Raw genomic sequence first — 25,272 nt, 5'->3', positions numbered from 1 at the left:
CCACAACGTGATTGTGTAATGTTAGTTGCGGGAATTTCGTTTAGAATATTCCGATTAGTTAAAGATAATAATTTGTAGGAGATTATCCTTGTCTTAACCAACTAAGCAATTAATTATACACGTTGTTGTAAACTGGCTTTTTTTATTTTATAATTCCGTTAAATGTTTTCGATTCGTTATAAATAGTTATTCCGAAAAGATTCCATTTCAAAACACCATTAGCAGTAAATTCCGCTTTTTCAGATTGTTTGTAATTATTAGTTTCAATCGATGTAAACTCCCATTCGTAACCGCTAACAAAACCAGTCAGCAAACTATTACTTTCTATAGGAATCAATTCGTTTTGTTCAATCGAATATTTTACGTGCATATTTATATCAAAAGTCAAATTATCTTCGAGCTTTACTTTTTCTACTTTAGAATTATTCTTTTTATTATAGTTGTTTGTTATGGTGATTCGGTTCGTTTTTCCCTCCGAATTAACAGCAGAAACTACTTGAACAATTCCAATTACCATTACAAATATTGAAACAACTTTAAATTTAGGATTAAAAATTCGTTTACCTTTTCTAATAAACCCGACAATCAGATATAGAAAGTAGAAAACAATAATTAAATTAATAATTGACCAAAGTAAATGTATCATAGGTTTTCGTTTTTCAGCTTGTTTACAACTCGTTATATCCCAACAAAATCTTGGCTTTACCAATTAATTTAATGAATATCAATAGTATGGTTGTTTGTATTGACATGTTAAACAAATCCCAATCCAATCCATACGTAGAAACTACGTATCTTTCAACGATTCCTTATCGTATTTACAGCGGCTTTCAATAATGTGGAGAGATGTAAAGCGTTTTCGGCGTCTACTAGTTTAGGTAAATCTAGTTTGTCAATATCGTCTTTGCTTAAGCCTTCTTTTTTTATAAATCGGTATAATATATTATGTGCCACCTGTAAATGAATATCGTTAGGAGGTGTTTTGGTTGCGATATCCTCTATAGTTTTAGGGTGTTTATTTACTTCTACAACTGGGATGTCTTGACGTACTGGGTTGCCTTCAAATATGTTTTCAAAGGTTGGAGCATTGGCTGTTCTAGAGCCTAATTGCCAAGCCGTTTTTGGGATCTCAAACATTTTTAAAATTGTCGCTATCACAGAGGTGTGGTCGTATGGTATATCGCCTTCAGCACGAAAGACCGTAGATTCTTGGATACGAGGAGAGACTAATAGTAACGGGACACGAACACCAAAACGCTTAAAATCAAAACCTAGTTCTCTATTCGTCTCTGTTGGTGTTGGTGTGCCATCACTGGCATTCGCCCAAGGAGCTGTAGCACATGGTGTTGGTCCTACATGATCGTAAGTGCCACCATGTTCATCAAAATTGATGATAAGCAAGGTATTTGCCCAGGCGTCTTTATTGGAGGTTAAACTATCATAAACCTTTTTCACAAAGGTTTCTCCAGGAATCAAATTGGTTGGTGGATGATAATCTGTACCTTGAGCACCTACGTCGATTCCCAATACGGGAATTTCCAAACCCCATTCAGGCTCTAGAAAGCTAAACCTTGGTAACTTACCTGCTTTGGCATTTTCAAAAAAAACAGCCATGCCGTCAAAATGTTTGTTGAATTTTTTTGGATGCAATTGTGTCATTAAATCTCGCGTGTAGGTATAACCTTCAAGTCCTAACCATCTTTCCCAATCGCGTCCAGTGCTATAATAGTGCATCCAATCTGATGGTTCGCGAAATCCATGTTCCCATAAGACATTCCACATGGTATTTTGACTGAACAAATTCCCAAAGGGCTGACTTAGATGCCCTAGCTTATGACTAAATTTTCTATTATTGACAAAGGCTTCAGGTTCATTCTGTTTATTTATGTTCACGGAGTTCCCTGCAGCAGCAAAAGCACGATTGCAATTGGTTTGTGTGGGTACAGAACAAAAGTAGCGGTCAGACACTGCAAATGCTTTTGCTAAACCATTAAGTACTGGTAAATCTTCTGGTGTATAGGTTTGCATAATTTGATCAACGTGATCATCATTATCATGATAGGTTGCAAAGTCTTTGTAAAACCCTCTCATAGTCGCTTTTGTGTCACAGGATTGGTTGTCTTCAGTGTCAAATAATTGTTTGTTGACATGACTATATTTTTCATGTGGATCATGAATAGGCACATTCATATTGTCTACACCTTTAATTACATAATGCTTATTGCAATCCTCATCTAAGTTATAATAAGTGTTTTCTTTAAGTCCGTTATAGGTTGGTTTTTTGTCCTTATCCTGTGGCGGAATATTTACCAATGGTGGGTTTTTCTCGTCATACAACCAACCCAAGAGTTGATCTAATGAACGGTTCTCTAACATTAAATAAACAATGTGCTTGATTTCAGTTTTCATTATATAGGTGATTAGTTGGTGTTTTGTCTTCTATAAATTTAGAGTAAAATTGAATTCTATATATAGGTAGTTCTACGTATTTTTAATAAAAGAAAAAGCACCAAACGAGAATTTGATGCTTTTCAGTATGAAAATTGAGTTATTTAAACACTGTGACACTAGACCTAAAGTATAATTTAGGGCTAAAGCTAAAAAGAATAAAGCTACCTAATGGTAGCTTTATTTCTATGATCTATTTTGGTTGTTTATTCTATAATTCCACCACAACTTACACGAGTTCCTGCGGCTCCAGATGGTTGTGATTTTAAATCATCAATACCTTGGTGAACAATAATAGCTTTACCAACGATATCTTTGGTCTCATCTCCACAACCTATACACCATTCGTCAGTAACCAAGGTAATTGTAGCATATCCATCAGCACTAGCAGTTAGGTTCCCAATGTCACCTTTATGAAAACCGGCAGCGTCTCCCCATTTTCCATGAGGCTGACCCATTGGGTTCCAGTGACCACCAGAAGATTTTCCGTCATCTGAACTACAATCTGCTTTTTCATGAATATGAATGGCATGTTGACCTTCGGTTAATCCGCTTAGTCTAGCTAACATGGTCACAGCACCTGAATCTTGACTAAACAGTACACTTCCAGTTACACCACTATTGCTTTTTGCATCTAGTGTTAGCGTTAATTTTTTCTTATCAGTATAATAGGCTGGTTCATCTTTTGCTGTTGGACGTTCGCTAGCGTCTTCTTTAATGTCAGTGTCAACATTTTCTGTATCAGTAGTCTCAGGCGTTGCTTCTTTTTTATCAGATTTACACGAGATACTTAAACACAATGCTAAAATAGGTATGTATAGAATTGAACGTTTCATTGATTTTGTTTTAAGTGTTAATTATGTTGAAAGATAACCAATATTTGAAACGATTGAAAGTTTTTCGATTTATTTTAAAGATATGATATATGTCATATTTTATGCTAGGTAATGCACGTAATTTTGATTTATAATTGTTTAGGTATGTGCAATTCATTAGTTCAAAAGTATAATGTGGCTGGACCGCGTTATACGAGTTATCCAACAGTTCCGTATTGGGACAATGCTTCATTCTCACTAAAAAAGTGGAAAGAATCATTATCTGTGTCTTTTAACGAAAGCAATGCTTCGGAAGGCATAAGTCTTTACATTCATTTACCATTTTGCGAAAGCATGTGTACGTTTTGTGGTTGTAATAAGCGCATCACTAAGCGTCATGATGTAGAAGAGCCTTATCTTAAAGCAGTTTTAAAAGAGTGGAGTTTATATTGCGAACTCTTAAAAGGGCGTCCAAAAATTAAAGAGCTCCATATTGGAGGCGGAACACCCACATTTTTTTCTTCTGAAAATTTAGAGTTTCTTATAAAAGGTATTTTGAGAAAAGCCAATCTGGCTGAAGGTTACGAGTTTAGTTTTGAAGGACATCCTAATAATACGACCCGAGAACATCTTCAAACGCTTTACGATTTAGGTTTCTCGCGTGTAAGTTTTGGTGTTCAAGATTATAATGAAACGGTTCAAAAGGCCATTCATCGCATTCAACCATTTGATAATGTGAAACAGGCAACACTTGCAGCTAGAGAAATAGGTTATACTTCAATTGGTCATGACATTATTTTTGGTTTACCGTTTCAAACAGAAGTTCATGTCGCTAAAACCATTGAGCTTACTAAAGAATTGATGCCAGACCGTATTGCTTTTTACAGTTATGCGCATGTGCCATGGCTTAAAGGAAATGGGCAACGTGGTTATAAGGAAGCCGATTTGCCATCTGGTGCGTCAAAGCGCGCACAGTATGAATTAGGTAAGGAATTGCTAAGTAAGGCGGGTTACCACGAAATTGGGATGGATCATTTTGCTTTAGAAACCGATTCATTATATAAGGCTATGAAAGCCAATACCTTACATCGTAATTTTATGGGATATACAGCATCAAAAACACAAGCGATGATTGGTTTAGGTGTATCGTCAATTAGTGATAGTTGGTATGGGTTTTCTCAGAATGTAAAGGGTATTGAAGAATATTACCATTTAGTTGAACAAAACATTATTCCAGTATATAGAGGTCATATTTTAAGTAATGAAGATCTTCTAATAAGACAACACATTTTAAATTTGATGTGTCATTTTGAAACCAGTTGGACAGAAAAATCACTTTACATTGAAGAGTTAAAAGATATCGTTTTTAAGCTTAGAGAAATGGAAGCTGACGGCTTGGTAATCTTCGAAAAAGAAGGTATCAAGGTTACTCAAAAGGGACAACCATACGTAAGAAATGTGTGTATGGCTTTTGATGTCTTACTGCAACGAAAACAACCGCAAACCAGATTATTTTCAATGACCGTTTAAGTCATTACCACATTTATTTATAACATTAAAACAAACACTAAATATATTTATTATGGACAAGATAATAGTACCAATAGATTTTTCTGAATATTCTGAATACGCTCTAGAAACAGCAGCTATTTTAGCAAAACGAAATAATGCCGACCTTATCGTATTACACATGTTAGAACTCGATAAAGGAAGTCTTATCAGTTCTGGAAATGCACTAAACGAACAAATGGTGTTTTATTTAAAACTTGCCGAGCAAAAGTTTGAAGCCTATTTAGATAAGGCGTATTTAGAGAGTGTTAATGTGACGCCAGTTGTAAAACATTTTAAAGTTTTTAGTGAAGTTGCTGAAGTTGCTAAAGAACACAGCGCAGATTTGATTGTTATGGGGTCTCATGGTGCTAGCGGATTGTCTGAAATCTTCGTAGGATCTAATACCGAAAAAGTAGTGAGATATTCTGAAGTCCCAGTTTTAGTCGTTAAACAAAAACCAGAAAAATTAAACTTTAAAACCGTAACCTTTGCTAGTGATTTTTCTATGGAAATGGTGGAGCCTTACATAAAAGCACGCAAACTATTTGACAATATAAAATTAATTCATGTCAATGTACCAGGAGAAGGCTTTAAAAGTTCTGCTGAAATGGAAACTACAGTAGCTAACTTTCTTCAAAAAGCAGATGGTAATTTGAATAAGTTAAATGATGTGCATTATGCCTCTGATTATACCGTCGAAAGAGGGATTTTAAACGCATCAAACCTTTTAGGTGCCGACTTGATTGCTGTTCCAACTCATGGAAGAAAAGGTTTAGCACACTTTTTCACAGGAAGTGTTTCTGAAGATGTCGCTAATCATGCAACATTACCAGTAATAACATTTAAAATTTAGTTTTAGTTAGTTATTAGATTTTTACTAAAACAGAAAAGCTTGAGCAATTTGCTCAAGCTTTTTAATTTATTCTAATAAAACACTATTTTGTGTCCTCAACTTCAATTTCAGTACTTATTGTTTCGCCATCTACAGGCGCGTTTTCTTTTTTAAGATGCTTATCTAAAAACTTAAGTATTCTGCTGTAAGACTCTATTTGGTTCTCTTTTTTCACAAAACCATGTCCTTCATCTTCAAATAAAACATATTCTACTGGAACACCATTTTTTCTTACACCAGCAACGATCTCATCAGATTCAACTTGCAAAACTCTTGGGTCTTGTGCGCCTTGCAATACGATTAATGGTTTGGTTACTTTATCAGTGTGGAATAAAGGTGAAATACGCTTTAAACGTGTAGAATCTGCCGAATAAGGATCACCTAATTCTAGGTATAAAGATTCTCTAAACGATTCCCAATAAGGAGGAATACTCTTTAAAGTTCGCATCCAGTTGGTAACACCAAATAAATTAACACCGACATCAAATTCTTCAGGCGTATAAGTGAGTGCAGCCATCGTCATATAACCACCATAAGATCCGCCAATAATTCCAATTTTGCCACCATCAATTTCAGATTGCGTTGCTAACCAATTTTTGCCTTCTACACAATCTTGTAAATCTTTTTCTCCGTGGTTTAAGTCGTCCATTTTAAAAAAGGTTTTTCCGTAGCCACTACTACCACGATTATTCACGGCTAAAACGGCATAACCATGATTGACCATATACTGAATTAAAGAGCTAAATCCTTGACGAGTTTGTCCTCCAGGACCACCATGAACCCAAACCATTGCTGGCACTTTGTTTTCTTCTGAAGCTTGATGAGGTAAGTAATATATTGCTGGAACTATTGTGCCATCAAACGATTTAAATCGTATCACCTTAGCTGTTACTAAATCTTCAGCACTAATATCGTTATTAAGTACATTGGTTAATTTGTGTTGTTCTTTGGTTTCTAAATTGTAGGTGTATAAGTCTGAGGGTGAATTTGAACCGCCAACATACATACGCATCCATTTTTCATCATCGTTAAAGCTTACACTTGTAATACTTTTATCACCAAAATCTGGTAATTCAATTGGTGTCATGGTTGCTGCATCTAAAACTTCAATGGCATTTTTACCATCTTCATTAACATAAACCACTTTGTAAGTGCCTTGAGAAGTAAAACCACTTCCCATAATATCCCAAGATTTTTCAATAATTTTTTTCTTTTCTTTTGTTGTTAAATCATAGGACATGAGATACGAAAACTCACCACCATCATCAGTCGTATAATAGAACATCGAATTGTCTTTAGAAAAGTCTTGAGCCGAATTTGCACTCAGGTTTTCATTGATCTTAATCATTTCTTTAGTTTTTACATTATAAAGAGACAGGTCACTATCGTTCGTGTTTACCGATTTTGTTAACGCAAAATATTTCTCATCATTAGACATACCAGAAAAACTGAGTCCGCTGTCATTTTGATAAATCATTTCAGAAGCATAATCCTCAATCGACATTTTGTAGACATCAAAATATCTAGGATTTCTTTTGTTAGATCCAAAATATAAGTAATTGTCATCTTCAGACCAACCATAGAAACTTGATTTAGCTCCTACTTCTGGTGTGATGTCTTTGATGGTTCCGTCAAGTTCTCTTACGAATATGTGATCGATTTCATCTCCATTTCCGTCAGCACTTAATAACATTCTATTGTCATTTGGAAAATAGGATTCAGCATTTATCGAAGTGCTATCAGATGTGGTAATAGCTGTCATTTCTCCTCCTTTAGTAGGAATGGTGTACACGTTATAAATACCAGAACGGTTACTTGATACTAGTAAATTACTGTTATCTGCTGAAAAACTTCCGCCTCTAACAGCTTCATTGTCCATGAATTGTTCTATGGTATACTGCTGAATTTCACGTTCTACAATTGCTGTTTCTTTAGTCTCCTCTTTACAAGAAAACATCAGAGCTACTATGCATAATCCCAAAATTTTTGTTTTCATAATGTTTGATTTAGTGTTTGGTTAATCTAATTTAAATGTCTTAATATCTTTGAACGGATTGGCTTGGATCTGTTCCATTTTTGAACGATAAGGAGCCCAAGTATCATTAAAGAATGTATTTATTTCATTTAATACATCTTCGAGAGCTGCTTTTGCGTTTTTAATTAAAGTGGTTTCGGTTGTTGTAATTCCGTTTTGTCTAGATCCAACATAGCCTCTCGCTAGTCTTAATCGCTGCATAACAGTAACCTCTGGACTTCGTGTAATACCTTGACGCTTGTCTTCTTTACCTAAGAATTTGTCAACGATACTATCGATACTTTTAATAACTCCTTTAGACGATTTGATATCCTCTTTATACTTTTTTTTGTCTAATTTACTGAGTAATGATTGATAGTCTTTAGCAATGTTTTTGCTTTCAACCAATTGTTTCACGGCATCAGCAGCATTTTGCTGTATGATTTCTAGTTGTTTTGACGTCTCATAAACTTGGTTGATGTTTGCCATAGAAGCATTGACTCTTGGGTCTGATTCTATAGTTATCATCTCTTCGGAAGTTTGATCACCAAAATTCATCACTGCTTTATAAGTTCCTGGTTTTACCGAAACACCTCCAGGCTCATTATTACGCTTTCTAATAAGTCTGGAAGGAGAATATACACCTGCTTCATTCATAAACCAAGTCCATTTATACAAACCTGTAGAATCTGGTGCTTTTCGTTTTAATGTGCGAATTAATCGATCACCATCATAAATTTTAAGATGTATAGTGTCCCATTTCACTTTGGCTTCTTTAGCTTCGGAATCATTTTCTTCGTCCTCATCTTTCTCTTCTTCTTTTTTGTCTTTCTCATCATCGGAAGACTTTTTCTTCTCATCGATTTTTACGAAATATGAAAGTCTTGCACCATAGCCTCTGTTTTCACCTTGATACATGGCATCTGCTCCAAAACGACTTCCAGTTGGTTCTTGGTAAGCTGCTTGATAAGCCGTTGGTGGTTCAAAGAGTTCTAGTTTCTGATTGATAAGTTGTTTGTTTTTTGCTAATGCTCGTAACGGACGAATATCATCCAAAACCCAAGCAGCACGACCAAACGTACCAATAATTAAATCGTGTTCGCGAGGATGGATTACCAAATCTTTTACAGGTACAGTTGGGAAACCATTGGTCCATTTGGTCCATTTGTTTCCGGCATCAAACGAGATGTAAAGTCCGTCATCAGTGCCCAAGAACATCAAGTTTTTTTCTATTGGATCTTCAACGATTGAAAGTGTGTAGCTTTCAACATCTCCAGAATCGACTATGCGAGTCCATGTCTTTCCGTAGTCTTTAGTTCGATAAGCATAAGGTGTATAATTAAATCGTCTATAATCGTTAGCAATTAGTAAAGCTTCGCCTTTAGTTTTATTAGACGCTTTTATTTGAGCAATCCAACTTCCTGCAGGTAAGCCTTTGATGTTTTTTGTAACATCATTCCATGAATCACCACCATCTGTTGTATAATGTACTTTTCCGTCGTCAGTCCCAGCCCAAAGCATATTGCGTTCTAGGGTAGAAGGTTCAATCACCAAAATAGTGGTGTGATTTTCGGCACCAGTAGCATCCATCGTTAGTCCGCCACTTTCCGATTGTTTTTGTTTTTCTGGGTCGTTTGTACTTAAATCTTTAGAAATGATGGTCCAAGTATCTCCTTTGTCTGTTGATTTATGGACGAACTGACTTCCGAAGTAAATGGTACTATTATCAAACGGATCGATATTAATTGCAGAGTTCCAGTTGAAACGTAATTTGACATCAGGATCAGGATGAGTTGGTCTTACCATATAGTTATTTCCAGTTTGCCAATCGTAACGACTCACAAATCCTTGCTGACTCATAGACCAACCAAACCTTGAATCGTCTTTATCTGGAACCACATCAAAACCATCACCAAAACTAATTTCTTGCCAGTAGCTATTTCGAATACCTTGAGTTCGCCAAGTGTACGCTGGACCTCTCCAAGAGCCATTATCTTGCATACCTCCATAAACATTATATGGAATTTCGTTATCGACGCTAATATGGTAAAACTGCGCGACAGGTAAATTCCCTATAAATCGCCAAGATTTTCCTCCATCTTTTGTGATGTTCATTCCGCCATCATTTCCGTCTATCATAAAGCTTCCATCTGTTGGATGAATCCACCAGGCATGATGATCTGGATGGACACCGTTATCAACACCATAAGCAGGCATCAATTGCGTGAAGTTTTTTCCGCCATCTTCCGAAACATTGACATAGGTATAGACCGAGTATACACGATTTTCATTTTGAGGATCGACATAGATTTCAGAATAGTAAAACGGGCGATTTCCTATACCACCTGAGCCTCTTCCACTAGATTTATCATTTACTTTTTTCCAATTAAACCCACCATCTTCACTTTTGTAAAGTGCATTTTTCTTAGCTTCAACCAAAGCATAAATGATGTTTGGTTTGTTAGGTGCAATCGCTACACCAATACGGCCAAGATTGCCTTCAGGGAAACCTTCTTTATCTGTGATTTTTTCCCATGTTTTTCCACCATCATGTGTAATATGCAATCCAGAACCTTCACCACCCGAATTAAAGAACCAAGGATCACGTTTGTGTTCCCACATTGCAGCTATTAATTTGTTTGGGTTTGTTGGATCCATTATCAGATCTGCCGCACCTGTTTTGTTATTAGCGAATAGAATTTTGCTCCATGTTTTTCCACCATCAGTAGTTTTAAAAACACCACGTTCTGGATGCTCTCCCCAAGGCGAACCTATAGCTGCTACATAGACAATATCTGGATTTGTAGGATCGATAATCACACGATGAATATGCCGAGTATCTTTTAATCCCATAGCAGTCCAACTTTTTCCACCATCTAAGGATTTGAAAATGCCATAACCACCATTCAAACTATTTCTAGGATTACCTTCTCCTGTTCCAACCCAAATCACACTAGGATTAGATTGCTGAATCGCCACAGCACCAACAGAAGCTGTTACTTGATCATCAAAAATTGGTGTCCAAGTAATACCTCCAGACTGACTTTTCCAAAGACCACCAGAAGCCGTTCCTACATACATAACATTTGTATTCGAATGTACAACATCGATGGCTGTAACACGACCAGACATTCCGCCAGGACCAATGTTACGAGGTTTCATGTTTTTTAATACATCTAGAGAAATATCTTGAGCAAAGAGTGTTAGTGATGCTAAGAAAAGCATCAGGGAAAGTGATTTTTTCATTTCTGTTTGGTTTAGTTGCTTTAAAGATAAGAAAACATATGGTCAACTAATTAAAGAGGATAAACTTAAAGACAGTATTTATTAAGTAATAGGTTCTGAATTATGTTAAATTTTAATTAGGATAAAATTGTCCGAAATATGATAAATATCATATTAAGTACTCAGCTTAGTCACTAAATTTGCTTAATAAATCAAATACATATGAAGACAACACTAAAACTAATGACTGTATTATTTGTAACACTACTAATGAGTTGTGGAGGCAAGGAAGAAAAGAAGAAAGAGCCAATTTCTTTTGGTAGAAAGGAAGCTCCAGTTAAAATAGAAAAATCTAAAGAAACAATAACTCCTGCATCAAAAAGAATAACCTTAAATAATAAAGGTGTTGGTCCAATAACATCTTTGATTTTTGATACAGAGATAGACCAAAAAATGGCAACTGAAGGCGCAGAGGTTTTTAAGAAAATGTGTACGGCTTGCCATCGACCAGACAAAAAATTTATTGGTCCTCCACCAACAGGTATTTTAGAACGACGTTCTCCAGAATGGATCATGAATATGATTCTAGATCCTGAGGGAATGGTTAAGAACAATCCACTAGCAAAAGAATTATTGATGGAGTTTAATGGGTCTCCAATGGCAAATCAAAACCTAACAGAAAAGGAAGCTAGATCAGTATTAGAATATTTCAGAACACTTAAATAATTTATTATGAAAACAGCTAAAAGACTTATTTTAATATTTGCATTAGTCGCATTCGTCTGCTCATGTAAAAATAAAAACAAAGAAACATCAATTGTCTCTACAGAGACAGAAACAGAAGCCACATCTAATGAAAAAACTGGACAAGCTTTTATTAAAGATGATGAAAGTACACCAACAGTTTTAGATATCGCAATTGGTTCTAAAGATCATTCAACATTGGTAGCAGCGGTACAAGCAGCACAACTTGAAAATGTATTGGTTAATGCTGGTCCTTTAATGGTATTTGCACCAACTAACGAGGCCTTTGCCGCTTTACCTGAGGGAACAGTTGAAAATTTATTGAAACCTGAGAATAAAGACGCTTTGGCTAATATCTTAAAATACCACGTAACACCAGGGAACTATTCAAAAGACTTTTTAAAGAAGTTCAAAAAACTTGGACAAGCCAATAATCAATATGTTAAAATTGAAGTTATTGATGGAGAACCTATGATTGGAGGTGCAAAAATACTTGGAAGTGTCAAAGCAGGAAACGGTATTGTGCATGTCATTGATAAAGTATTGCTACCACCAACTGAAGAATAATAAAACACTAATCAAATTTATAATAAAATGAAAAACATAATAAAATCAACAATTGTAATTGTCGTTGTGTTATTTGCATTTACAAGTTGCAATAATTCACAATCATCAGACGGTAAATCTGGTGCGCTTGCGAGCAATGTTGCTGAAAGAGTGTACGTTGCTCCGGGAGAGCATGATGAGTTTTACGCCTTTATTTCTGGAGGTTATAGCGGTAACTTAACTGTTTATGGATTACCGTCAGGAAGAATGTTTAAAGAGATTCCTGTATTCTCACAGTTTCCTACTTCTGGATATGGTTATTCTGAAGAAACAAAACCGATGTTGAATACCTCTCATGGATTTATTCCTTGGGGAGATTCTCACCATCCAGACATTTCACAAACTAATGGAGAAATTGACGGTCGCTTTATTTTTATCAATGAAAATAATACACCAAGAATAGCGAAGATCGATCTAAAAACTTTTGAAACCACTGAAATTATAGAAGTACCCAATAGTGCTGGTAATCACAGTTCGTCATTTGTAACAGAAAATACTGAGTATGTTGTTGCAGGTACGCGTTTTTCTGTACCAATTCCACAGCGTGATATGCCAATTAAAGATTATAAAGGTAATTTTCAAGGTGCCTTATCTTTTATTAGTGTCGCACCAGAGACTGGAAATATGGATATAAAATTTCAAGTACTAATGCCAGGTTTTAACTACGATTTAGCACACCCAGGTCGTGGTGCTTCTCATGGTTGGTTCTTCTTTTCTACCTATAATACTGAAGAAGCAAGTACACTTCTAGAGGTTAACGCTTCACAAAATGATAAAGATTTTATTGCAGCTATAAACTGGAAAAAAATTGAAGAATACGTAAATAATGGTGGTGGTAAAATGATGCCAGCCAATTATGCACATAACGTATATGATGAGGGCACACATACGGCGACGTCTACGATGATAAAAGAGGTACGCGTTGTCAATCCTTCAGAGGTTCCTGGAGCTGTATATTTATTACCAACACCAAAATCACCTCACGGTTGCGATGTGGATCCTTCTGGAGAGTATATTGTTGGTAACGGAAAGTTATCAGCAAACTTAACAGTGCATTCGTTTACTAAAATGTTAAATGCAATAGAGAATAAGAAATTTGCTGGAGACGCTTATGGTATTCCAATCTTAAACTTTGAAGATGTATTAGCTGGTGTCGTCGAACAAGCAGGTTTAGGACCACTACATACAGAATTTGATGGTAAAGGGAATGGATATACCACCTTCTTTATTTCGTCTGAAGTTGTCAAATGGAAACTAGGCACATGGGAAGTTTTAGATAGACAACCTACTTTTTATTCTGTTGGTCACTTAACCATTCCTGGAGGAAATTCTGGAAAACCACAAGGGAAGTACATGTTTGCGATGAACAAAATAACGAAAGATCGGTATTTACCAACAGGTCCAGAGTTAGAGCATAGTGCTCAATTATATGATATTTCAGGAGATAAAATGGAATTGCTTTTAGATTTTCCAACGCACGGAGAACCTCACTATGCAGCTGCAATGCGTGCTGATATTATTAAAGAGCGATCTCAGAAAATCTACGATTTAGAGGAAAACAACCATCCATATGCCGCTAAATCTGATGATGATACAAAGGTGGTGAGACAAGGTAATGAAGTTCATGTTTACATGACCACTATTAGAAGTCACTTCTCCCCAGATAATATTGAAGGTATTAGGGTTGGTGATAAAGTATATTTTCATATCACAAACTTAGAGCAAGATTTTGATGTACCTCATGGTTTTGCGATGATAGGTCAAAATACGTCAGAGATATTAATTATGCCAGGGCAAACTAAAACTTCTATTTGGGAACCAAAACAAGTTGGAGTATGGCCATTCTATTGTACAGATTTCTGTTCTGCACTTCATCAAGAGATGCAAGGTTATGTTAGGGTCTCTGCAGCAAATGCTGATACGCCACTAAAATGGTCACTTGGAGAGGATATTGAATAAACAAATTAGGGAAATTTTGTTTTAGTGTTTATTTTCCTATGTAAAGGCGAGAGTTGATTTTCGCTCTCGCCTTTCTTTTTAAAACACTATTAAAACCACTAAATATTTTACGATGAAAAAGTCAAACATCATCATGCTTATTGCTTCCTTGTTACCTTTAGGTTTATTTCTTTTTCCTTTATGGAGAATTACTCTTGAAGCTCCTCAATATCCAATTCCATTAGCAATGAACATTCATATTAATGATTTTTCTGATGTCAATCCACACGATATTAAAAATATAAACCTGATGAATCATTATGTAGGGATGAAGTATATTCCAGATGCGATTCCAGAATTTAAGATATTTCCGATAGGAATCATAATCACAAGTATAATAGGTCTTCTTATAGCATTTAAAGGGAATTACAAATGGTTTTTAGGATGGTTTATTTTAATGATTGCTATGAGCGCAGCAGGTATGTATGACTTTTATTTATGGGAACATGATTATGGTCATAACCTGGATCCTAAGGCGATTATGAAATTTACGAATCCAGATGGTTCACAAATGGGATTTCAGCCACCGCTTTTTGGAAGTCGGGATATTCTGAATTTTAAAGCACGTTCTTACCCACAGCTGGGTGCTCTATTTTTAGCTCTAGGTATTGCCACAGGATTTATAGCTTACCTAATTGGAAAAAAAAACCATAAAAAATCGTTGACTATGTAGACAAGATCAAAACACTAAAACACTAAAATCATGCAAACACTAAAACACTATTTAATCATTGCACTGCTATTCCTTTTATTTAGCTGTAATGTCTCACCTAAACCCATAGATTATGGTAGCGATGGTTGTCATTTCTGTAAAATGACCATTGTAGATAAAGTTCATGCTGCAGAAATTGTAACCCAAAAAGGAAAGATCTATAAGTTTGATGCTACCGAGTGTATGATCAACTTTATGGATGAGTTTGATACTTCTGAGATTGCTCTTTATTTATCAAATAACTACTCTGCACCCGAAGCACTGACCGATGCGACAAAAGCCACATTTTTAATAACTGAAAATATCCCTAGCCCAATGGGCGCATTTTTATCGGCTTTTGAAAACCATTCTGATGCTCAAAAAACACAAGTAGATAAAGGAGGAACACTGTATAATTGGAGTGAACTACTAGCACATTTTAAAGACTAGTATCATGAAAAACATATTCATTTTTTTGATGGTCATTTTAATGACGAGTTTTGCTAATGCACTACAAATTGACGTTTGTAATACGTGTCCTATTTCAACATTAAAAGATGCCATTAGTCAAGCAAAAGATTTCGACACCATTATTGTAAAAAAAGGAAACTACAAAGAGCATAATATCGTAGTTGATAAACCACTAACTATAATTGGCAAAGACTATCCTATAATTGATGGCGAATTAAAAGGCGAGATTATCACTATCATTTCAGACCATGTGACCGTTGATGGTTTATTTATTATAAATGTTGGTACGAGTTATACTGAAGACTATGCCGCCATTCGGGTAAGGAGAAGTAAAAATTTTGTAATTAAAAATTTAGTACTTGAAAAGTTATTTTTCGGCATATATATCGAAAAATCAAGTTACGGAAAAGTCTTTCACAATAAAATTATTGGTGATGCTCTAGAAGAGTATAACTCCGGAAATGGGATACAATTGTGGTATAGTAACCATATCGAAATTGAACATAATTATGTAGAACATGTTCGAGACGGGATTTATTTAGAATTCTCTGATGACTGTGTAATCAAGAATAACGTGAGTGCTTTAAATATAAGATATGGTTTGCACTTTATGTTTTCAAATGATGATACTTATCAAGACAATACCTTCGAAAATAATGGAGCTGGAGTCGCTGTTATGTTCTCCAAAAAAATTAAAATGCTCAATAATACGTTTAAAGAAAATTGGGGTACAGCATCTTATGGTATGCTTTTAAAAGAGATTAATGATGCTGAAATTATAGGAAATACGTTTGAAGAAAACACTATTGGAATTAATATTGAAGGCTCTAATCGAATTATCTACAAACACAACAATTTCAAAAACAATGGTTGGGCAATAAAGGTACGTGGTGCTTGCTATGCCAATCAATTTATCGAAAACAATTTTTTATATAATTCTTTTGATATTGCCTATAACAGTAAGGTTAATGACAATGTGTTTGATAGAAACTATTGGAGCAATTATACAGGTTATGATTTAGATAAAGATGGTGTTGGTGATGTGCCTTACAGACCTGTAAAGCTATTTTCTTATATCGTAAATCGTACTCCAGAAACGATTATTTTATTACGTAGTATGTTTATTGATCTCATTGATTTTTCTGAAAAAGTATCACCGGTTTTTACACCAGATGATCTATTGGATAATCACCCACTAACAAAGAAAATAACATGGTAAGTATTCAAAATTTACATAAGAAATTCGGAAAGAATCACGTGTTAAGTGGTTTAGATCTGACCATTAACGAAGGCGGTATTTTTGCCGTACTTGGTCCAAATGGTTCTGGTAAAACGACATTGATTAAATCTATATTGGGTATGGTTATTCCTAACAAAGGAGAGATTAGTGTGATGGGAGTAAACGTAAAGAAAAGTTCAGACTACAGACATAAAATTGATTATTTACCACAAATAGCCAATTTCCCTAGTAATTTGAAAGTAAAAGAGTTAATCAAGATGATTAAAGATTTACGCAAACCTACCAATGAGGATGAACGCTTAATCGAACTGTTCAAGCTAGAACCTTTTTTAAATAAAAAATTGGGCAACCTATCAGGAGGAACGAAACAAAAAGTAAATATCGTACTCACCTTTATGTTTGATAGTCCGTTAATTATTTTAGATGAACCAACTACAGGATTAGACCCTATTTCCTTAATACGTTTGAAAGATTTAATTCAAGCCGAAAAAGCTAAGGGAAAAACGATACTTATTACGTCACATATTATGAGCTTTGTAGAAGAAGTGTCAGATGAAATTGTGTTTTTGTTAGAAGGTAATATTTACTTCAGAGGCTCAATTTCAGAATTAAAAACCAAGACCAATCAGCCAGATTTTGAACATGCTATTGCGTCTATATTAATCGATAACCATGCTTAAAATATTAAAATACAGTTTTTTTGATTTAATGCGTAGTCGTTGGAGTTACGTCTATTTTGCATTTTATTTATTGCTTGGTACTGTACTCTTGTTTTTAAATAATGATCTCTCTAAAGCAGTCATAACGTTAATGAATGTGATTATTGTTCTAGTGCCATTAATAGGAACCATCTTCGGTGTTATGTATTATTACAATTCTAAAGAATTCACCGAACTACTTTTAGCGCAACCCTTAAAACGATCATCCATATTTTTAGGACAATATCTTGGTGTGGCATTGTCGCTCTCAATGAGTTTAATTCTCGGATTAGGAATTCCATTTATATTATATGGATTATTTGAAAGTAATGCCATTTGGGATTTTTCACTACTATTAGTAACAGGAACTTTTCTAACCTTAATTTTTACGGCCTTAGCGTTTAATATTGCTTTATCAAATGAGAATAAAATCAAGGGCTTTGGTTATGCCATATTATTGTGGTTGTTCCTGGCAATTATTTATGATGGTTTATTCTTAATGACTTTGATATTTTTTGATGATTATCCATTAGATAAATTGTCGTTGGTTGGTACCATGCTAAATCCTATTGATTTGTCAAGAACACTTATCCTTTTAAAGCTTGATATCTCAGCGCTATTAGGTTATACAGGAGCTGTTTTTAAGCAATTCTTTGGAACCAGTTTTGGGCTTATCGTTTCTTTTGTCATGCTAACGATTTGGGTCATTTTACCCGTGTTGCGTATTATGTTTAAATCGAAAAGAAAAGACTTTTAAATATAACATTTACCTTCTTTTGTATATTCATATTTTAACAATCAATCTAGAGTAGACAACGCTATTTCTATCATAGTATTGAAAGTAGATTCTCTTTCTTCTGAAGTTGTATGTTCTTTAGTTACTAAAGAATCTGAAATGGTTAAAACAGAAAGCGCTCTTACATTGTATTTTGCAGCAACGGTATACAAACCAGCGGTTTCCATTTCTACGCATAATACACCAAAATCGGCCCATTTTTTATAGTCATCAAAATCATCTTCATAAAATTCATCAGAAGATAAAACGTTACCGGCTTTAATCTCGATATGATGTGCTTTGGCGTATGCTGTAGCTTTTATAAAAAGTTCAAAATTGGCGGTAGGTGCATAATCTGCATTTGGGAAGCGGGAGTTATTAATACCCGAAGTTGATGAGGCTGCCATAGCAATTACGATGTCTCTGATTTTTACATCTTTTTTATAAGATCCAGCCGAGCCAACACGAATTAGATTTTTAACGCCATAATCATTTATGAGTTCATGACAATAAATTAAACAAGAAGGAATACCCATTCCCGTACCTTGAACAGATACATGTTTGCCTTTGTAAGTTCCAGTATAGCCCAGCATTCCCCTAACATCATTGTATAATTTAGGGTTGTCAAAAAACGTTTCTGCAATCCATTTGGCTCTCATTGGGTCACCAGGTAGTAATACGGTTTCTGCGATGTCTCCCTGCTGTGCTTCTATATGTATGCTCATTGTAATTTAAGTATTTGTTCTTATTTAAGTGCTGCTTTATATCTGTCTAAATTTTTAAAAATGCGGATCCACTTTTCAAATCTAATGCAAGTTCTTTTAAGTTGGTATGCTCTAACATATCTCTTAAATCAATTCTTATATCTTTAAATTTAGTATGTAACGGACAAGGTTGTTGTTCATCACATTTTTCTAATCCTAATGCACATCCTTTAAAAGTCTTATCTCCATCAATAGCTTGAACGATTTGTATCAATTTAACCTTTGAGACATCTTCTTTCTCAATTTTAAAACCACCATGGGCGCCTTTCACAGACTTAATGACATTATTTTTTACTAGGGCTTGCAATATCTTTGCTGTAAACGCTGGTGGAGAATTTATTTCTTCAGAAATTTTTTTAGGACTAACAAGTTGACCTTCCAACGAATTTTTAGCAATAAAAATTGATGCTCTTATAGCATATTCACAAGCTTTTGAAAACATATAATTAGTAATTTATTACAAATAACAAATATTTTTTTTATCTGTATAATCTTATCCAAGTTTAAAACAAATCCCGAAAGATTAATTTTAAAAAAAATCTTTCAGGATTTTCCGTTTTAATGATGACACACTAAAACTGTTCAATCAAAAAATTTATTAAATCTGTAGTAGTTACAATACCAACCAACTTATTGCTATCTACTACCGGTAATGCATGAAACTCTTTTTTTGAAAGTATCTCTGCAACTTCTTTTATTGTTGAGTTTGAGTTTACGCTAATTAGGTTTTTTGCCATAACCTGTTCAATTGTAAACATATTATAAACTACAGTATCTACATCTTGTTCATGCTCGTCAATAGCATCTGCAAAACTAATTCTAAGTAAATCTGTATAACTTAGCATACCTATAATTTCCTCACCATTTACTACTGGAATATGACGAATGTTATTTTTTTTGAATAACGACTCGGCTAATTCTAAATTATCGTTAAGGTTTAGTGTGATGACATTTGTTGTCATTATTGCTGAAATTGGCATTCTTTTTTTCATGATCTTAGGTTTAAATTCTATACTAAAGTTACCATTTGATTATGTGGAAAAGTATGACAAATGTCAGCTTAAACTTAAATACAGGTTTAATTTTGGAGGAATGTTTCAGCAAAAGTTTCACATAATTCTAGCGTTTCTTTAACATCTTTAAGCGTTGTTCTGGGGTTTATTAAACACATTCTAAGGACTACTTGGTTTTGTAAAATAGTAGTCACTAATAGTGCTTCTCTAGAATCCACAATTTTTTTTGAAATTTGCTGATTTAGTTCATCTAATTTTTTTTCTGAAAAAGCTTTCCCTATTGGATTGTATCTAAAGTTTATCACTGCTAATGTTGCTGGTGATATAACTTCCCAGTTCTTGCTTTTTCGTAAATAGTCCTCAACAGTATCAGCTAAGTCTATAGAGTATGTCACTGCATTTTTAAAAGCGTCTAATCCAAATGTCTTCATAGACATATAAAACTTCAAAGCCCTAAAACGACGTGTCAATTGAATACCATGGTCGTAAAAGTTGATTTCTGATCGATTGCCCTCAATATCTCTAAGATACTCAGGCTTTTCACTAAATGTTTTGCTTAACCATTTATGGTCGCGTACCAATAAACATCCCATTTCATAAGGTTGATACAACCATTTGTGAGGATCTATAGTTAAAGAATCTGCTTTTTCTATTCCTTTTAATAATTGCTTTCCTTTTTTGGATAAAATAGCGGCTCCTCCATAAGCTCCATCAACATGAAACCATAAGTTCTCGGATTTACATATCTTTGAAATTTCGTCTAAAGGATCAACACTTCCCGTATTTGTTGTTCCGGCAGAAGCAATAATACAAAAAGGATGAAGTCCTTCTAACCTATCTTTAGCGATAGCATTTTTCAACTTGTTAATTGCCATTTTAAAGGCAAGGTCTGTTGGTATTATTCTCACCTGCTCTTTTTTGAAACCGAGTACTCTTATCGCTTTTATATTTGAAGAGTGTGTTTGGTCAGACATATAAATAATGGCTTTTGAATAATCATCACCACAACGTTGCCGTCTGGCTGTAACAAGAGCTGTTAGATTAGCCATAGAGCCACCACTAGTGAAAATTCCTCCCCCTTTTTTAGTTGGAAACTTAAATAGCTTAAGTAGCCAGTTCATGGTAACTATTTCAAGCTCGGCAGCAGCTGGAGATGCTGCCCATCCTCCAGAAAAAATATTGAATCCAGTTGCCAATGTATCGGCCATAACACTTACATAATTGCTAGGCCCTGGAACAAAAGAATACGATTTTGGATGGGATACAATATTACTATTTGGCAACACTTTTTTTATCACAAAATCGAATACTTCTTGAAAATCGGTATCTTTTTCCGGGATTTCAATATTAAAAAGTGTATCCATTTCATCTCTAGAAGCGTAAGCCACAGGTTTTTTTAAGTGCTCTGTATCAAAATGTTCTACAATGGCATCTATAACTTGATAACCATAGACTTTCATCTCTTCTTTTGAAAGTTGTAATTTGTTTTTGTTGGCTATGGGTAAAGACATAATTTGAGTTTTAAAAATCTTAAGAGTAATCTTTAGAGTAATATAAGGTTTAGTATTTTAATGACAATCTATCATACTAGAAGCCATTTCTACAATAGGAGTAGGGGATAAATATGGAATTCCTAACCCCATACCACGTACAATAAACAATAAACCAATAATGATTATAAATACCGGAATCGCTTTTTGAATACGTTGTTTTACGGTGGCATTTAAAAATTTACCAATGTAAATTGCTGTAGTCATTAGTGGAATTGTACCCAAACCAAACAATAACATATACAAACTACTTTGCACAGCATTTTGTGTCGCTATTGAAGCAATAACGGCCATGTAAACTAATCCGCAAGGTAAAAACCCATTAAGGAATCCAATGGTTAAAAAGGTGTCTGCTGTTTTCTTTTTCAGTGCTTTTCCAAGTGCCGATTTCACTTTGGAAATCAGCTTATATATGGGTTTAGAGAAATTGTATTTGTTGAATGTTTGCACAGGAATGAGCACAATGATAATCATTAGAACACCTATTGCAATTGATAATTGTTGTTGAATTCCGAAGATATACAAACTCTTACCTACCAATCCAAAGACTAGGCCAATAAGGCTATAGGCAAGTAGTCTTCCGAAGTGATAGGAGAAAATTTGAAATACTTTTCTAGTAGAATTACTTCTGTCTACAGGTAGCATAAAGGCAATAGGACCACACATCCCAACGCAGTGGAAGCTTCCTAATAGACCAAATATGAGTGCAGACCAAAGCATTTTTTTTGTGTTTTAATAGGTGATATCTTTTTTGTATAAATAGGATTGTCCTTTATATTCCCAATCTACTTTAATGTTCCAACGACCGTCTAACAAACGTCTGTCAGGTATGAGCAAATTGTGATTTGACAATGAAATTGTAGTTTCAAAGTCCACTTGTTCATTAGACGGTCTATATAGGAACACTTTTCCAGTGATTTGATTAGTATCCATAGATTTAGGAAATATGATTTCTAAACCTTTTTCTGTTCGTTTCCAAGTGATATTAGTTTCTAAATTCTTAGCATTTTTTTCTTTATCAATATCGTTTTGATATTCTAGCTCTGCTTCGTAATAATCTTCGGTTACTAATGATGTACTATATTTTTCAGAAATATTCATACTAATGACGAAATACATGATAAAGCTTATAAAGCCTATAAAAGCTAATACGATTCCGGTTCCCCAATTAAATTTCATAACGTTCTGTTTTTTAATTATAAGTTCTAGGTCCTAAGAAGTTGATGTTAGCAGTTTCAATTATTTCATCATCGCTATAAACCTCTATCATTAATTTGATTCTATCACCTGAAATTTCACTTTTATTAATTTCAATAAACAAGGTGCCTTCAACTGATCCTTGCGAAGGAATTTCAAAAGTGTCAGATCCAGATACAAGTTTGATTTCTCCTTTATACTTTCGCAATTTAAAACTTACATTGCTTTTAGTTTTAGTTGTTTTATTTATCAATTTATAGGTATACACATTGCTAATGATATCTCCTTGTTTTACCTCATACAATTGACCTGGTAACTTTAATATTCTGGCTTCGACATCATTTCTTAGTAAAAGCATTCCAGATAATACACCAGTTAAAATAAACAATACAGCTGTATAGCCTTTAAGTCTAGGTGTAAATTCAAATTTCTTTTTCTTTTCAATATTATCTTCACTTGCATACCGAATTAGGCCTTTTGGTAAATTGATGCTGTCCATAATATGGTCGCATTCGTCAATACAAGCCGTACAGTTTACACATTCTAATTGTGTACCATTTCTAATATCTATTCCTGTTGGGCATACATGTACACATTGCAAACAATCGATACAATCGCCATGACCAAGTGCTTCTCTGTCTTCATTTTTTCTGAATTTTTTTCGTCCATTGTCGGCTTCACCACGTTTGTGATCATAAGCGACAACTATAGATTTATTGTCTAAAAGCACACCTTGCAATCTTCCGTAAGGACAAGCAATAATACATACCTGCTCTCTAAACCAAGCAAAAACAAAATAGAACACTCCTGTAAAAATGATGAGCGGAAATAGAGTACCTAAATGCTCAAAAGGGCCATCTATTACATATCTTAGGAGTTTGTCACTTCCAATTAAATAGGCTAAAAATACATTAGCGATTAGAAAAGAAATCACTAAAAAAATAAACCACTTTAGCAGGCGTTTTCTGATTTTATCCGCATCCCATTTTTGTCTGTCTAATTTTCGTTGTTTATTTCTATCACCATCAATCCAATATTCTATTCTTCGGAATACCATTTCCATGAAAATGGTTTGAGGGCAAATCCATCCGCAGAAAATTCGTCCAAAGCCCACAGTAAAAAGTGTTACAAAGATTACGCCTATGAGCATTGAAATCACAAACAGGTAAAAGTCTTGGGGCCAAAATGGTAACCCAAAGACATTAAAGCGACGTTCTAGGACATTAAATAATAAAAACTGATTACCACCAATTTTAATAAATGGTGCAACAAATAAAAATGCTATAAGACCGTAACTAACTATTTTACGCTTTTCGTAATAACGACCACTAGGTTTTTTTGGATAGACCCAAGCACGTTTTCCATCATCGGTTAGAGTTCCGATAGTGTCTCTAAAACTTTCGTTACTGGGTGTTTCCATGGTTTATTGTTCTTCTACCGAAATGATAGAATCTGTTTTTACTTCAATAGCTTCAGTTGGTGCTACTTCAACAGGAGCTTCTTCGTTTACCCAAATATCACCATCAGGAGCTTTAGGTTCTGCAGGTATTGTACCTTCAAATTGTAATACATAACTCGAAACTTGAGCAATTTCAGAAGGTTTTAAACTTTGTTTCCAAGCAATCATACCTTTACCGTCTCGGCCACCTTCAGAAACAGTTTTAAAAACATTCTGAATTCCGCCACCAAGTACCCAATACTTATCGGTTAGGTTTGGGCCAATTCCGCCGCCACCATCAGCTTTGTGACAAGCGACGCAATTGAGTTCGAAAATTTTCTTGCCATTTGCTAAATCGGAGGCATCTGTTAGTACAGTAACCGTATTAAAATCGACTAAATCTTTGGCATTCTTTTTATATTCTTCAATATCAATTTTTGCTTGAGCGATTTCAGCATCTAACTCTTGGTACTGATCTTCTCCATTAAAAATGTGATATTTTGCTAAGTATACAAATGCAAATATGATGGATGCATAAAAGCCATATTTCCACCAAGGTGGTAAATCGTTATCTAATTCTTTAATGCCGTCATAATTGTGGTCTAAAACAAGGTCATGTTCTTCTTCTATTGGTTTTGTTCCAGCAAGTTTTATGTAAGTCTTATTTAACCAACTTACAATTTTTGAGGGCTCACTTAGTTTAGCATCATATCTAACCTTAGCTGCTTCGTCCAAACTTTGGTAAAGTACATTGTTTATGGCTCCAACTATAGCTTCTATTGCAACTAGAATTAAAAAGACAAGTACTAAGAATAATGATACTAATGGCTCAGCTATAAATGCTGGTTCGTCACCAGAGTCTATAAAGAATTCTGTTAGTGCGAAAATGAAAAAGAATACAACAGGTACTCTTATCCATGATGGTATATTTCTCATAATTCTGATGGATTTTGGTTATCTAACGGAATATCACTCATTCTAGTGATATAGTCTTTTTTTGCAGTAATTACCCACCAAAATAAGATGACAAAAAAACTGAAAAATATAAGTAAGGAAATCAAAGGATAAATTTCTATTCCTGAGATGCTTTCCATGTGATTTTTTACGAATTTTAGCATGATTTATTTATTTTTTGTGGTTGT

The 25,272-nt window shown here is 34.5% G+C and carries 24 protein-coding genes; 10 read left to right on the top strand and 14 right to left on the bottom strand.

Annotation, left to right across the window (positions count from 1 at the left end):
- Nucleotides 1-142: 142 nt before the first annotated feature.
- From V7719_RS05220 to V7719_RS05210, 3 genes are all read right to left on the bottom strand, one after another.
- A complete protein-coding gene (locus tag V7719_RS05220) occupies nucleotides 143-646 on the bottom strand; it encodes a hypothetical protein (RefSeq protein ID WP_335728817.1) in 504 nt (167 codons plus the stop codon).
- Nucleotides 647-798: 152 nt separating this feature from the next.
- The gene (locus V7719_RS05215) at nucleotides 799-2,409 is read right to left on the bottom strand and encodes an alkaline phosphatase family protein (protein ID WP_335728816.1); all 1,611 of its coding nucleotides are present in this window, start codon (nucleotides 2,407-2,409) and stop codon (nucleotides 799-801) included.
- Between the two features lie 245 nt (nucleotides 2,410-2,654).
- Nucleotides 2,655-3,284, bottom strand: a complete 630-nt coding sequence (locus tag V7719_RS05210) for a superoxide dismutase family protein (protein ID WP_335728815.1) — start codon at nucleotides 3,282-3,284, stop codon at nucleotides 2,655-2,657.
- A gap of 144 nt (nucleotides 3,285-3,428) precedes the next feature.
- Between V7719_RS05210 and hemN the strand changes: the two genes are divergently transcribed.
- A complete protein-coding gene (hemN, locus tag V7719_RS05205) occupies nucleotides 3,429-4,793 on the top strand; it encodes an oxygen-independent coproporphyrinogen III oxidase (protein WP_335728814.1) in 1,365 nt (454 codons plus the stop codon).
- Between the two features lie 52 nt (nucleotides 4,794-4,845).
- Entirely contained in the window at nucleotides 4,846-5,667 is an 822-nt protein-coding gene (locus V7719_RS05200; protein ID WP_335728813.1) for a universal stress protein, read from the top strand.
- Nucleotides 5,668-5,749: 82 nt separating this feature from the next.
- Here the strand turns inward: V7719_RS05200 and V7719_RS05195 are convergent, their stop codons facing one another.
- Both V7719_RS05195 and V7719_RS05190 read right to left on the bottom strand, forming a co-directional pair.
- Entirely contained in the window at nucleotides 5,750-7,702 is a 1,953-nt protein-coding gene (locus V7719_RS05195; protein ID WP_335728812.1) for a S9 family peptidase, read from the bottom strand.
- A gap of 21 nt (nucleotides 7,703-7,723) precedes the next feature.
- Nucleotides 7,724-10,966 carry a WD40/YVTN/BNR-like repeat-containing protein gene (locus tag V7719_RS05190; protein ID WP_335728811.1) on the bottom strand — a complete coding sequence of 1,081 codons (3,243 nt, stop codon included), beginning with the start codon at nucleotides 10,964-10,966 and terminating at the stop codon, nucleotides 7,724-7,726.
- Nucleotides 10,967-11,167: 201 nt separating this feature from the next.
- Between V7719_RS05190 and V7719_RS05185 the strand changes: the two genes are divergently transcribed.
- From V7719_RS05185 to V7719_RS05150, 8 genes are all read left to right on the top strand, one after another.
- Nucleotides 11,168-11,671 (top strand): c-type cytochrome, encoded by a 504-nt coding sequence (locus V7719_RS05185; RefSeq protein WP_335728810.1) that lies wholly within the window; start codon nucleotides 11,168-11,170, stop codon nucleotides 11,669-11,671.
- A 6-nt stretch (nucleotides 11,672-11,677) separates the two neighbouring features.
- Nucleotides 11,678-12,256 carry a fasciclin domain-containing protein gene (locus V7719_RS05180; RefSeq protein ID WP_335728809.1) on the top strand — a complete coding sequence of 193 codons (579 nt, stop codon included), beginning with the start codon at nucleotides 11,678-11,680 and terminating at the stop codon, nucleotides 12,254-12,256.
- A gap of 27 nt (nucleotides 12,257-12,283) precedes the next feature.
- On the top strand, nucleotides 12,284-14,254 hold the full coding sequence (gene nosZ / locus V7719_RS05175) for a Sec-dependent nitrous-oxide reductase (RefSeq protein WP_335728808.1): 1,971 nt from the start codon (nucleotides 12,284-12,286) through the stop codon (nucleotides 14,252-14,254).
- A gap of 112 nt (nucleotides 14,255-14,366) precedes the next feature.
- On the top strand, nucleotides 14,367-14,966 hold the full coding sequence (locus V7719_RS05170; RefSeq protein ID WP_335728807.1) for a hypothetical protein: 600 nt from the start codon (nucleotides 14,367-14,369) through the stop codon (nucleotides 14,964-14,966).
- Between the two features lie 30 nt (nucleotides 14,967-14,996).
- Nucleotides 14,997-15,434 carry a nitrous oxide reductase accessory protein NosL gene (locus V7719_RS05165; protein WP_335728806.1) on the top strand — a complete coding sequence of 146 codons (438 nt, stop codon included), beginning with the start codon at nucleotides 14,997-14,999 and terminating at the stop codon, nucleotides 15,432-15,434.
- A gap of 4 nt (nucleotides 15,435-15,438) precedes the next feature.
- Nucleotides 15,439-16,674, top strand: a complete 1,236-nt coding sequence (locus tag V7719_RS05160; RefSeq protein ID WP_442969053.1) for a nitrous oxide reductase family maturation protein NosD — start codon at nucleotides 15,439-15,441, stop codon at nucleotides 16,672-16,674.
- A complete protein-coding gene (locus V7719_RS05155; RefSeq protein WP_335728805.1) occupies nucleotides 16,668-17,375 on the top strand; it encodes an ABC transporter ATP-binding protein in 708 nt (235 codons plus the stop codon). The genes V7719_RS05160 and V7719_RS05155 overlap by 7 nt, the downstream gene beginning before the upstream one ends.
- Nucleotides 17,368-18,150: an ABC transporter permease gene (locus tag V7719_RS05150; RefSeq protein ID WP_335728804.1), complete on the top strand. Its 783-nt coding sequence runs from the start codon at nucleotides 17,368-17,370 to the stop codon at nucleotides 18,148-18,150. Before V7719_RS05155 ends, V7719_RS05150 begins: the two co-directional genes overlap by 8 nt.
- 41 nt (nucleotides 18,151-18,191) lie before the next feature.
- Here V7719_RS05150 and deoD read toward each other — a convergent pair whose 3' ends face one another.
- From deoD to V7719_RS05105, 9 genes are all read right to left on the bottom strand, one after another.
- Nucleotides 18,192-18,893: a purine-nucleoside phosphorylase gene (gene deoD / locus V7719_RS05145; RefSeq protein ID WP_335728803.1), complete on the bottom strand. Its 702-nt coding sequence runs from the start codon at nucleotides 18,891-18,893 to the stop codon at nucleotides 18,192-18,194.
- A gap of 46 nt (nucleotides 18,894-18,939) precedes the next feature.
- Nucleotides 18,940-19,374 (bottom strand): RrF2 family transcriptional regulator, encoded by a 435-nt coding sequence (locus tag V7719_RS05140; RefSeq protein ID WP_335728802.1) that lies wholly within the window; start codon nucleotides 19,372-19,374, stop codon nucleotides 18,940-18,942.
- 130 nt (nucleotides 19,375-19,504) lie between these two features.
- Nucleotides 19,505-19,924, bottom strand: a complete 420-nt coding sequence (locus V7719_RS05135; protein WP_335728801.1) for a CBS domain-containing protein — start codon at nucleotides 19,922-19,924, stop codon at nucleotides 19,505-19,507.
- An 86-nt stretch (nucleotides 19,925-20,010) separates the two neighbouring features.
- Entirely contained in the window at nucleotides 20,011-21,456 is a 1,446-nt protein-coding gene (locus V7719_RS05130) for a pyridoxal phosphate-dependent decarboxylase family protein (protein ID WP_335728800.1), read from the bottom strand.
- 57 nt (nucleotides 21,457-21,513) lie between these two features.
- On the bottom strand, nucleotides 21,514-22,215 hold the full coding sequence (locus tag V7719_RS05125) for a sulfite exporter TauE/SafE family protein (RefSeq protein ID WP_335728799.1): 702 nt from the start codon (nucleotides 22,213-22,215) through the stop codon (nucleotides 21,514-21,516).
- Nucleotides 22,216-22,227: 12 nt separating this feature from the next.
- Nucleotides 22,228-22,674 carry a FixH family protein gene (locus V7719_RS05120; RefSeq protein WP_335728798.1) on the bottom strand — a complete coding sequence of 149 codons (447 nt, stop codon included), beginning with the start codon at nucleotides 22,672-22,674 and terminating at the stop codon, nucleotides 22,228-22,230.
- 13 nt (nucleotides 22,675-22,687) lie between these two features.
- Nucleotides 22,688-24,112 carry a cytochrome c oxidase accessory protein CcoG gene (gene ccoG / locus V7719_RS05115; RefSeq protein WP_335728797.1) on the bottom strand — a complete coding sequence of 475 codons (1,425 nt, stop codon included), beginning with the start codon at nucleotides 24,110-24,112 and terminating at the stop codon, nucleotides 22,688-22,690.
- 3 nt (nucleotides 24,113-24,115) lie between these two features.
- Complete coding sequence (locus V7719_RS05110) at nucleotides 24,116-25,066, bottom strand: cbb3-type cytochrome c oxidase N-terminal domain-containing protein (RefSeq protein WP_335728796.1); 951 nt, start codon at nucleotides 25,064-25,066, stop codon at nucleotides 24,116-24,118.
- Nucleotides 25,063-25,248 carry a CcoQ/FixQ family Cbb3-type cytochrome c oxidase assembly chaperone gene (locus tag V7719_RS05105; protein ID WP_335728795.1) on the bottom strand — a complete coding sequence of 62 codons (186 nt, stop codon included), beginning with the start codon at nucleotides 25,246-25,248 and terminating at the stop codon, nucleotides 25,063-25,065. Before V7719_RS05105 ends, V7719_RS05110 begins: the two co-directional genes overlap by 4 nt.
- Nucleotides 25,249-25,272: the final 24 nt, after the last annotated feature.

The organism is Psychroserpens sp. (assembly GCF_036960315.1).
GTDB lineage: Bacteria > Bacteroidota > Bacteroidia > Flavobacteriales > Flavobacteriaceae > Psychroserpens.
This window is presented reverse-complemented; position numbering and strand designations above follow the sequence as displayed.